The sequence below is a fragment of the Vibrio sp. S234-5 genome (assembly GCF_000960595.1).
In the GTDB taxonomy this organism is placed as follows: domain Bacteria; phylum Pseudomonadota; class Gammaproteobacteria; order Enterobacterales; family Vibrionaceae; genus Vibrio.
Window position 1 is genome coordinate 1 of record NZ_JZAM01000440.1, and the last position, 385, is coordinate 385.

Annotated in this window: 1 protein-coding gene; it reads left to right on the forward strand. The window is 70.1% G+C overall.

What is annotated here, in order from left to right:
• Positions 1 to 385 (forward strand): hypothetical protein (locus UF06_RS22905; RefSeq protein WP_045572522.1); only part of this gene is annotated, 385 nt, incomplete at both ends.

Here is a 385-nt window from a genome sequence, read left to right on the forward strand (position 1 = left end):
TCAATACCCTGCGCAACAGCGCCGCCTACAACATCAACGTCAATGTCGACAGCAAGCTGAACCTGACCAAGGTCTGGTTCAACCTGGTGATCCGCGACCAGGGCCGGCCCATCGGCCTGGCCGGCAGCGGCCTGGACCTGAGCGGCTTCCTCGACGACTTCATCATCGCCCGCGAGCCGGGCGTGACGCCGATGATCGTCGGCGACGACGGCGCCATCCAGGCCCACCCGGACCGCCGCCTGATCGCCTACAGCTCCGCCGCCGGCGGCGCCAGCGAACGCCACCGGGTGTTCGACCTGCTCGACCAGCCGGAACAGCGCGACGCCCTGCGCGAGGCCATGCGCCTGGCCCGCGCCAAGGCCGGCTCGGTGCACTGCCTGTGGGC